Source organism: Janibacter melonis (assembly GCF_020567375.1).
Classification (GTDB): Bacteria; Actinomycetota; Actinomycetes; order Actinomycetales; family Dermatophilaceae; genus Marihabitans; species Marihabitans melonis.
Window position 1 is genome coordinate 342,036 of sequence record NZ_JAJBZM010000003.1, and the last position, 9,478, is coordinate 351,513.

The window sequence follows — 9,478 nt, forward strand, 5'->3', positions numbered from 1 at the left end:
GCGCGCGACCGTCGGCCTGTGGGCGCGCCGTTGTCGTCGCCTCACCATGTCCGTCGGCGCCTGGGTGACCGTGTCCATCTGTCCCCGGTCCGAGGAGACCTGTGAGCGCGATCAGCGTCAGCCACCTGTACAAGGTGTTCGGCAAACGCCCCGAGAGGGGTGTGTCCGCCCTGCAGAAGGGCGCGACCCGAGACCACGTGAAGGAGGAGCTGGGGCTGACCGCCGCGGTGGTCGACGCCGACTTCGAGGTCGACCCCGGCGAGATCTTCGTCGTCATGGGTCTGTCCGGCTCGGGCAAGTCGACCCTCATCCGCATGGTCAACGGGCTGCTCGACCCGACCGCCGGGACCGTGACCATCGGTGACGTCGACGTCACCCGGGCGAGGGGGGAGGCGCTGCGCCGGGTGCGTCGCGAGAAGGTCAGCATGGTCTTCCAGCACTTCGCGCTGCTGCCGCACCGCACCGTCGGCGAGAACGCCGCCTACGCGCTCGAGATCCAGGGCATGAACCGAGCCGACCGTGAGCGCCGCGCCGAGGAGGCGCTGGCGATGGTCGACCTCGGCGGGTGGGGCGGGTACGCGCCCGGAGAGCTCTCCGGCGGCATGCGCCAGCGGGTCGGCCTGGCCCGGGCCCTCGCCGCGGGCACCGACATCCTGCTCATGGACGAGGCCTTCAGCGCGCTCGACCCGCTCATCCGACGTGGCATGCAGGACCAGCTCGTCGACCTCCAGCAGCGCCTGGACAAGACCATCCTCTTCATCACCCACGACCTCAACGAGGCGATGCGCCTCGGCGACCGGGTTGCGATGATGCGCGACGGGCGGATCGAGCAGATCGGCACCGCGCAGCAGATCCTCAACGACCCGGTGAACAACTACGTGGCCCGTTTCGTCCAGGACGTCGACCGCAGCCGGGTCCTCACCGCCGCCGACGTCATGGAGTCGCCCGCAGCGGTGCTCGGGGCCGACTCCGGCCCGCTCGCCGCGCAGAAGCTCATGCGCGAGGGCCAGATGCGCTGGCTCGTCGTGCAGGGTCGCGACCGACGCTTCCTCGGTCTCGTCGAGGACGACGCCGTCGCCGCCGCCGTGCGCGACCGCTCCGAGCGTCTGCCCGTCGTCGACCCCTCGCAGGTCTCCGTCGTCGGCCCGGGCGCTCTCCTGGCCGACATGTACACGACGGCGTCGCAGCGTCGCGGCCCGGTCGTCGTGCTCGACGAGGACGAGCGCGTGCTCGGCACCGTCCCGCTCGTGACCCTGCTCGCGGCCGGTGGCACGCCCGACCTCGACGCCGGCACCGACGACGTCGAGCGCCACGCGCTCGTCACGCAGGAGGCCCGATGACCGAGGACACCTTCCCGCGGATCGAGGTCGGCGAGTGGGCCAGCGCGGGTCTGGACTGGCTCACCGACCACCTCGACCCCGTCTTCGACGCGATGAGCGACGGCATGGGCTGGGTCATCCAGCTGCTCACCGACGTCCTGCTGGCACCGCCGGCGCTCGTGACGATCGCCGTCTTCGCCCTCCTCGCCTGGGCCGTGCGCTCGTGGCAGCTCGCGCTGGGCACCGTCCTCTCCTTCGCGCTCGTCGTCTCGATGCGGCAGTGGGAGAACGCGATGCTCACCCTCGCGCTCGTGCTCGTCGCGACCCTCGTCGCCGTGCTCGTGGCGGTCCCGCTCGGCATCGCCTCCGCGCGGAGCTCACGGGTGAGCGCGGTCGTCAGACCCCTGCTCGACCTCATGCAGACCATGCCCGCCTTCGTCTACCTCATCCCCGCGATCATCTTCTTCAGCGTCGGCGTCGTGCCAGGGCTCTTCGCCACGGTGATCTTCGCGCTGCCCCCGGGCGTGCGCTTCACCGAGCTCGGGATCCGGCAGGTCGACGCCGAGACGGTGGAGGCCGGTCACGCCTTCGGGGCGACGCCCCGGCAGATCCTGCGCGGCATCCAGATGCCGCTCGCGACCCCGACGATCATGGCCGGCGTCAACCAGGTGATCATGCTCGCCCTGTCGATGGCGGTCATCGCCGGCTTCGTCGGTGCCGACGGGCTCGGCAAGGAGGTCGTCTCCTCGATCGCCAGCCTGAACATCCCCCAGGGCGTCGAGGCCGGTCTCGGTGTCGTCGTCCTCGCGATCTTCCTCGACCGCCTCACCGCCGCGCTGGGCGACCCGGGCCAGTACCCGGGGTCGTTGCGCGCCGTGCTGCGCCGCCGGCTCGCGCGCACCCCCTGACCTCACAGCGGCGTCACTCCGACGACGCCGCAGGAAGGAGAGATCACATGACCTCTCGCCACACCCGCACGATCACCGCCGCCGCCTGCGCCACCGCGCTGGGCCTCACGCTCGCCGCCTGCGGCAGCGACGAGGAGTCCTCCGCCTCGGGTGGCGGCAAGGGCACGATCACGCTGGGCTACATCCCCTCGTGGACCGACGGCCTGAGCACCGCGTACCTGCTCGAGGACCAGCTGGAGAAGCTCGGCTACGACGTCGAGATGCAGACCCTCACCGAGGCCGCCCCGCTGTACACGGCTCTCTCCGAGGGGGACGTCGACATGTACCCCTCGGCCTGGCCCGAGGTGACCCACAAGTCCTACATGGACCAGTACGGCGACGACATCGAGGACCTCGGTGCCTACTACGACAACGCGGTCCTCACCCTCGCGGTCCCCGAGTACAGCAAGATCCGGTCCATCGAGGACCTGCCGGACCACGCCGACGAGCTCGACGGCAAGATCATCGGCATCGAGCCCGGCGCCGGCCTGACGAAGGCGACGAAGGAGCAGGTCATCCCGCAGTACGGCCTCGACGGCGACTTCGAGCTCATCACCTCCTCGACCGCCGGCATGCTCGGCGAGCTGAAGAAGGCCGCCCGCGGCGAGGACGAGATCGTCGTCACCCTGTGGCGCCCCTTCTGGGCCAACAGCGAGTTCTCCATGCGCGACCTCGAGGACCCCAAGGGCGCGCTCGGCGACAAGGAGGGCCTGCACTTCCTCGGCACGAAGGGCTTCGCCGAGGAGTTCCCCGAGGCCGCGGAGCTCATCGAGGGGATCGCGCTCGACGACGAGCAGTACGGCTCCCTCGAGGACAAGGTCGTCAACGAGTTCGGCGAGGGCAAGGAGGCCGAGGCGGTCGACTCCTGGATCGAGGAGAACGCCGACGCCTTCGACACGCTCCTCACCGAGGACGAGTAAGCAGGTCCGGACGCCGACCCGCCCAGCAGGGGCGGGCGGGTCGCCGTCCGACCGGGGTCAGCCGCAGCGCAGCAGGCCCATGTCCTCCTTGAGCGTGAGGACGCGCGTCACCGAGGCCTGCACCTGCTCGGCGAAGTCCTCGTCGGACGCCGCCCGGCGCACGATCGCGGAGGTCATCGTCTGCGTCTGGGTCGCGTCGGCGGTGAGGACGACGTCGCCCCCGGCGGCGATGAAGCGGGTCGCGCGCTGGCCGACGGGCACGTCCGCGACCGCCTTGGCCACCCCGACGTCGTCGGTGACGACGACGCCGTCGAAGCCCATCTGCTCGCGGAGCAGGTCGGTGACGACCGCCCGGCTGAAGGGCGCCTGGTTGTCGGCGTCGATCTTCGGGTAGCGGGCCGACCCGACCATGACGAGCGTCGGCGTGGCCCGCATCGCGGCGGCGAAGGGGGCGAGGTGCGGGTCCGACGTCGTCGCCGTGGAGTCGGTGATGCCCGAGGCCGTCGCGTCGGTGTTGCCGGTGATCCGGCCGATGCCGGGGAAGTGCTTCGTCGTCGGCATGACACCCGCCGCGTGCATGCCCTTCGCGAAGGCCGTCGCGCCCCGCGTCACGGCCGCGGGGGTCGAGCCGTACTCGCGCCCGTACTGCCCGATGGGGGCGTTGCCCCGGCCGATCTCGGCGGGGACGGTGTCGGTCGTCGGGGCGAGGTTGACGTTGACCCCCGCCTGCTCGAGCTCGGCTCCCCACCCCTTCGCCTGCCGGGTGAGCTCGGCCGGTGCGAGGGCACCCTGCTCACGTCCTGAGGGGATGGTCGAGAAGCCCTCGCCGGTGAGCTGCTGGACCTCGCCGCCCTCCTGGTCGGCCGCGACGAGGACACCGACGCGGGTGCCGCCGACGCGCACCGCGGAGTCCTGCAGGTGCTCGCTCGTCGCGGCGACGTTCGCCCGGCCGGTCCAGCCGCCGAGGTAGAGCATGCTGCCGAGCCCGTCGGCGAGCTGTGCGTCGAGGCCGTTCGTGCCCATCTGGGGGGTGAGCGCGACCATGAGCAGCTGGCCGGCGTGCTGGGTCGGCGTCATCGCCGCGACGGTGCGGCTCACGCAGGACGAGACGACCGGGGTGCTCGACGTGCTGCTCGTGGCGCTCGAGGTGGTGCTGCTGCTCGGGCTCGAGGCGCTGCTGGGGGAGGTGCTGCTCGAGGTGCCGCTGGAGGACGCGCTGCTGGAGGACGCGCTGCTGGAGGATGTGCTGCTCGTGCCGGTGCTGCTCGAGACGGGGGAGTCCCCCGAGCACGCGGCGAGGGCGAGGACCGCCAGGGTCGCGGGGGCGAGGAGGTAGCGGTGCGTCACCCGGGTCACGCTACGCGAGCGGCTCGACGACGACCGCCGCGCTCTCGCCGGCCACCCGCGTCAGCACGACGACCGCCTGGGCCCCGTCGCCGGCCCCGCGGCCGATGCGCAGCCCGCGTCGCAGCTGCTCGTCGTCGACCCGGATCCCGCGCTTCTTGATGGTCAGACCGGTGATGCCGCGCTCGCGCAGCCAGGCGCGCAGCACCTTGACGTTGTAGGGCATCGCCTCGACGACCCGGTAGCCGCGGGCGAAGGGGACGTCGTGCGCGCGCTCGCTCGTCACGAGCCCCAGACCGGGCTCGACCTCCGCGCCGCCGACCTCTCGGGTCAGCGCGCCGACGAGACCGGCCCGCACCACCGCGCGGTCGGCCTCGTAGAGGTGCGCGCCGAGCCCGCCGAGCGAGGCGACGGCGGGCGGGTCCTCGTCGGCGTACGACTGGTCGACCCGCACGCTCGGCGCCCCGTGGCGCATGACGAGCGCGCTGCGCCCGGCGGTGCGCACGAGGGGGCCCCACCACACGGAGCACTCGAGGACCGTGCCGTCGTAGGAGACCCACTGCGCCTCGGTGCCCAGCGGGGGCACGTCGTGCGGCAGAGAGGGCGACATCTTCACCCCGGTCGCAGGCACGGCGGTGGCCAGCTCGAGGACGAGGTCCCACGACGGCGAGAGCTCCTCGAGCCGGAAGACCCGACGGGTGCGCCCCTGCGCGTCGGCGACACCGGGGGTGCGCCGCGCGGGGTCGAGCCAGATGCCGACCCGGGCGTGGATCGGGTCCGCCGGGGGCTGCAGGTCCTCGGCCAGGCCGACGCGTGCGCGGCTGTCCGGCCACGGCCGCAGGTTGCTGTCGGCGACGGCGGCGGTCACGGGGTCCCGGTCCAGGCCCTGGACGGTGACGCCGAGAGAGCTCATCGCCATCGCGTCCGAGCCGATGCCGCAGCCGAGGTCGTGGACGGTCGCGAGCGAGGCGGCGGCGAAGCGGGCGGCGTGGGTGGCGGCCACCTCGAGCCGGGTGGCCTGCTCGAGGCCGTCGGGGGTGAAGAGCATGCCGTCGGCGAACTCGCCAAACTTGTCCCGGGCGCGGTGGCGCAGCCGGTGCTGGGTGAGGGCTGCCGCGACGAGCTCGGGGGAGTGCCCCTGCGCCCGCAGCCGGCCCTGCACCGCGAGCACCTGCGACTCGTCGTACGGGGGGAGCGAGCTCAGCAGCTCGTGCCCCTGGGGACCCGCGAGGGCCTTGACCGTCGTGACGTCCACCGCCCCACCCTCTCACCCCCCTTCGCGCGGTGCGCCGCTCGGCCCGGCCTCCCCAGGCCGTGCCGTGCTGCGCGCTGCGCGAAGGGGACCCGTCGTCGGCGTGGCCCCCTGAGACCTCCTCCGGTCGGCCAGACCCCACGCGAAGGGGGACCTCTCTGGCCCCTTCGCCAGTGAGGTCCCCCTTCGTCCCTCCGGGGGCTGCCAACGGTCCCTGCGCCGGGCAGACGGGTGGCTGATCTCCTGCGCGCGCCCGCACCAGCGGGGTCACGCGGTCGAGCTCAGCTCGGGAGGCTCCTTCCGCACAGACCGGCGCGACGTCATGATGTGTCACGCCCGGATCTGGCTGTGGTCTCGGTGCGATTCGTCCAGGTGACATGCTCTGACGGAGCACACCCCTTCGTGCAGAGATGAAGTGAATCCCTTGAAGGCCTTGCCCGCGCCCGACGAGCTCGTGTACCGGCTCACGCCGACCGAGCTCATGACGTCGCGCTTCGGCATCTCCGCCCTCACCGAGGCCTGCCTCTCGCTGCGCGTCATCCGTCGGCCGGAGGACTACCCGCACCTGCGCGAGTGGCGTCGGCACGTGCTCGCGACGACGCCGCTGCCCGTCCTGCAGACCCTCGCCGCGCTCGTCTCCGACGACATGTCGACCCCGGAGTTCCTCAACCCGCGGCCGCACGCGGGTGCACCGGACTTCGCCGCCGAGATGCGCGAGCTGGCCCGCATGGACCCAGCGGTCGTCGGGGCCGAGCTCGACGTGCTCTTCCCCGACCGTCGCCCCCTGGCGCTGCAGGGCTCGGACGTCGCCGTGCACCGCCAGGTCGTCGCCGCGATGCAGGCGTACTGGACCCACAGCTTCGCGCCGTGGTGGGAGCGGATCAGCGCCGCGCTGCGCGAGGACATCGCCGTGCGCTCCGACGTCGCGGTGACCGCGGGGCTGCTGCCGGCTCTCGACCAGCTGAGCCCCCATCTCGAGGTCACGGCGACGCAGGTCGTCTGCCGCAACCCCAACGGGCCGAACTTCGAGGCCGACGTCGACGGGCGAGGGCTCGTCTTCGTGCCGACCCTCTTCGCGCCCTTCCCGGCCTGCCCGGTGCACGAGGGGGCGCAGCCCTACGTCCTCTACCCGGCGCGTCCGGTGCCGCTCGGGGCCGCACCGCACCGCCCCGACCTCTCCGCCCTGCTCGGGCCGGCCCGCGCGGCGGCGCTGTCCTCGGTGGGCCTGGAGACGACGAGCACCGCCCTCGGTCGCCACCTGGGCGTCTCCACCTCGGCCGCCGGCCAGCACCTGCGGTGGCTCACGAGGGCCGGCCTGCTCGAGCCGAGCCGGCGGGGGAGCAGCGTCTACTACGCACCGACCGCGACGGGCCGCCAGGTCCTCAGCTCGCACCACCACGGCCCGCGCTGACCGCCTGCTGGCACTCAGGTTGACCGAGTGCTAACGAGCGGCCTAGATTTCTGCTTGGCACTCTCCACTGGTGAGTGCCAGGACCAGAGCCGGTCGACCCCCGCGACGGCGAGCGGCTCTGACCACCGAAGACAAGCGAAGTAACTTCCATCGAAGGAGCCAACGTGTCGGTTTCGCTCAAGCCGCTCGAGGACCGCATCATCGTCAAGTCGCTCGAGGCCGAGCAGACCACGGCCTCCGGCCTGGTCATCCCGGACACCGCCAAGGAGAAGCCCCAGGAGGGCGAGGTCGTCGCCGTCGGTCCGGGCCGCGTGTCCGACGCCGGTGAGCGCGTCGCCATGGACATCTCCGTCGGCGACCGCGTCATCTACAGCAAGTACGGCGGCACCGAGGTCAAGCACGGCGGGACCGAGTACCTCATCCTCTCGGCGCGCGACGTCCTCGCGATCGTCGGCTGACCCACCTCTCAGCACGCTGACGCCCCGGGTGCGGGCCCGCCCGGGCTCCCCGGGGCGTCGCGCTGACATCCCCCCTTCGATCAACAGTAAGGACTGACATGGCCAAGGAACTGGCGTTCAACGACTCCGCCCGTGACGCCCTCCAGCGTGGCGTCGACCAGCTCGCCAACGCGGTGAAGGTGACGCTCGGCCCCAAGGGTCGCAACGTCGTCATCAACAAGTCGTGGGGCGCCCCCACGATCACCAACGACGGTGTGACGATCGCCCGCGAGATCGAGCTCGAGGACCCCTACGAGAACCTCGGCGCCCAGCTCGCGAAGGAGGTCGCCACCAAGACCAACGACGTCGCCGGTGACGGCACGACGACCGCGACCGTCCTCGCCCAGGCCATGGTCAAGGAGGGCCTGCGCAACGTCGCCGCGGGCGCCGCCCCGTCGGGCCTCAAGCGCGGCATCGACAAGGCCGTCGAGGCCGTCTCCGGGCGTCTGCTCGAGACCGCCCGCGAGGTCGAGGGCAAGGACGAGATCGCCCAGGTCGCCTCGCTCTCCGCGCAGGACCAGACCATCGGCGGGATCATCGCCGAGGCCTTCGACAAGGTCGGCAAGGACGGCGTCATCACGGTCGAGGAGTCCTCGACCGCCGAGACCTCGCTCGACTTCACCGAGGGCATGCAGTTCGACAAGGGCTACATCAGCCCCTACTTCGTCTCCGACGCCGAGCGCATGGAGGCCGTCCTCGAGGACGCCTACGTCCTCATCAACCAGGGCAAGATCTCCACGGTCGCCGACATCCTCCCCGTCCTCGAGAAGGTCGTGCAGTCCGGCAAGCCGCTGCTCATCATCGCCGAGGACATCGAGGGCGAGGCGCTGTCGACGCTCGTCGTCAACAAGATGCGCGGCACCTTCAACGTCGCGGCCGTCAAGGCCCCCGGCTTCGGCGACCGCCGCAAGGCGATGCTGCAGGACATGGCCATCCTCACGGGTGCCCAGGTCATCGCCGAGGAGGTCGGCCTCAAGCTCGACCAGGCCGGTCTCGAGGACCTCGGCCAGGCCCGTCGCGTCGTCATCACCAAGGACGCCACGACGATCATCGACGGCCAGGGCGAGAGCTCGCAGGTCGAGGGCCGGGTCAACCAGATCAAGGCCGAGATCGAGCGCACCGACTCCGACTGGGACCGCGAGAAGCTCCAGGAGCGCCTCGCCAAGCTCGCCGGTGGCGTCTGCGTCATCCAGGTCGGTGCCCACACCGAGGTCGAGCTCAAGGAGAAGAAGCACCGGATCGAGGACGCGATCTCCGCGACGCGCGCCGCGATCGAGGAGGGCATCGTCGCCGGTGGCGGCTCCGCCCTCGTGCACGCCGTCTCCGTCATCGACACCCTCACCCTCGAGGGCGACGAGGCGACCGGCGCGAGCATCGTGCGCAAGGCCGCTGTCGAGCCGCTGCGCTGGATCGCCGAGAACGCCGGCCTCCAGGGCTACGTCGCGGTCTCGAAGGTCTCCGAGCTCGAGCCGGGTCAGGGCCTTAACGCCGCGACCGGTGAGTACGGCGACCTCGTCGGCGCCGGCGTCATCGACCCGGTCAAGGTCACCCGCTCCGCGCTCGTCAACGCCGCGTCGATCGCGTCGATGGTCCTCACCACCGACACGCTCGTCGTCGACAAGCCCGAGGACGAGGAGCCCGCTGCCGCGGGCCACGGTCACCACCACTGACCCGACCTCACCCACGACGGGGGGGCGCCCCCCCGGGGGGGGCCCCCGCGGCGGCTCGGGGACCCCGCCGCAACCGGCCCCCGGCTGGGGGGGGGCCGCCAATACGGGGGCAAACCCC

General features: G+C 72.0%; 9 protein-coding genes. 7 read left to right on the forward strand and 2 right to left on the reverse strand.

What is annotated here, in order from left to right; all coding sequences use genetic code 11:
* Positions 1–101: 101 nt before the first annotated feature.
* The 3 genes from LIV55_RS13765 to LIV55_RS13775 are packed head-to-tail and all read left to right on the forward strand — an operon-like array spanning position 102 to position 3,186.
* Positions 102–1,340: a quaternary amine ABC transporter ATP-binding protein gene (locus LIV55_RS13765; RefSeq protein WP_229300626.1), complete on the forward strand. Its 1,239-nt coding sequence runs from the start codon at positions 102–104 to the stop codon at positions 1,338–1,340.
* Positions 1,337–2,227, forward strand: coding sequence for an ABC transporter permease (locus tag LIV55_RS13770; protein WP_229300628.1), 891 nt, complete (start codon positions 1,337–1,339; stop codon positions 2,225–2,227). Before LIV55_RS13765 ends, LIV55_RS13770 begins: the two co-directional genes overlap by 4 nt.
* 47 nt (positions 2,228–2,274) lie before the next feature.
* Positions 2,275–3,186, forward strand: coding sequence for a glycine betaine ABC transporter substrate-binding protein (locus LIV55_RS13775; RefSeq protein WP_229300630.1), 912 nt, complete (start codon positions 2,275–2,277; stop codon positions 3,184–3,186).
* Between the two features lie 57 nt (positions 3,187–3,243).
* Here the strand turns inward: LIV55_RS13775 and LIV55_RS13780 are convergent, their stop codons facing one another.
* Positions 3,244–4,263, reverse strand: a complete 1,020-nt coding sequence (locus LIV55_RS13780; protein ID WP_229300632.1) for a glycoside hydrolase family 3 N-terminal domain-containing protein — start codon at positions 4,261–4,263, stop codon at positions 3,244–3,246.
* Between LIV55_RS13780 and LIV55_RS13785 the strand changes: the two genes are divergently transcribed.
* Positions 4,229–4,522: a hypothetical protein gene (locus LIV55_RS13785; protein ID WP_229300634.1), complete on the forward strand. Its 294-nt coding sequence runs from the start codon at positions 4,229–4,231 to the stop codon at positions 4,520–4,522. The two genes, LIV55_RS13780 and LIV55_RS13785, sit on opposite strands and share 35 nt — an antisense overlap.
* Positions 4,523–4,543: 21 nt before the next feature.
* Here the strand turns inward: LIV55_RS13785 and LIV55_RS13790 are convergent, their stop codons facing one another.
* The gene (locus tag LIV55_RS13790; RefSeq protein WP_229300635.1) at positions 4,544–5,785 is read right to left on the reverse strand and encodes a class I SAM-dependent methyltransferase; all 1,242 of its coding nucleotides are present in this window, start codon (positions 5,783–5,785) and stop codon (positions 4,544–4,546) included.
* A 421-nt stretch (positions 5,786–6,206) separates the two neighbouring features.
* Between LIV55_RS13790 and LIV55_RS13795 the strand changes: the two genes are divergently transcribed.
* The 3 genes from LIV55_RS13795 to groL all read left to right on the forward strand — a co-directional run bounded on the left by LIV55_RS13795 (position 6,207) and on the right by groL (position 9,360).
* Entirely contained in the window at positions 6,207–7,193 is a 987-nt protein-coding gene (locus LIV55_RS13795; protein WP_148041534.1) for an ArsR/SmtB family transcription factor, read from the forward strand.
* A 164-nt stretch (positions 7,194–7,357) separates the two neighbouring features.
* On the forward strand, positions 7,358–7,651 hold the full coding sequence (gene groES, locus LIV55_RS13800) for a co-chaperone GroES (RefSeq protein ID WP_068273266.1): 294 nt from the start codon (positions 7,358–7,360) through the stop codon (positions 7,649–7,651).
* Positions 7,652–7,749: 98 nt separating this feature from the next.
* Positions 7,750–9,360 carry a chaperonin GroEL gene (groL, locus tag LIV55_RS13805; protein WP_123091205.1) on the forward strand — a complete coding sequence of 537 codons (1,611 nt, stop codon included), beginning with the start codon at positions 7,750–7,752 and terminating at the stop codon, positions 9,358–9,360.
* Positions 9,361–9,478 lie beyond the last annotated feature (118 nt).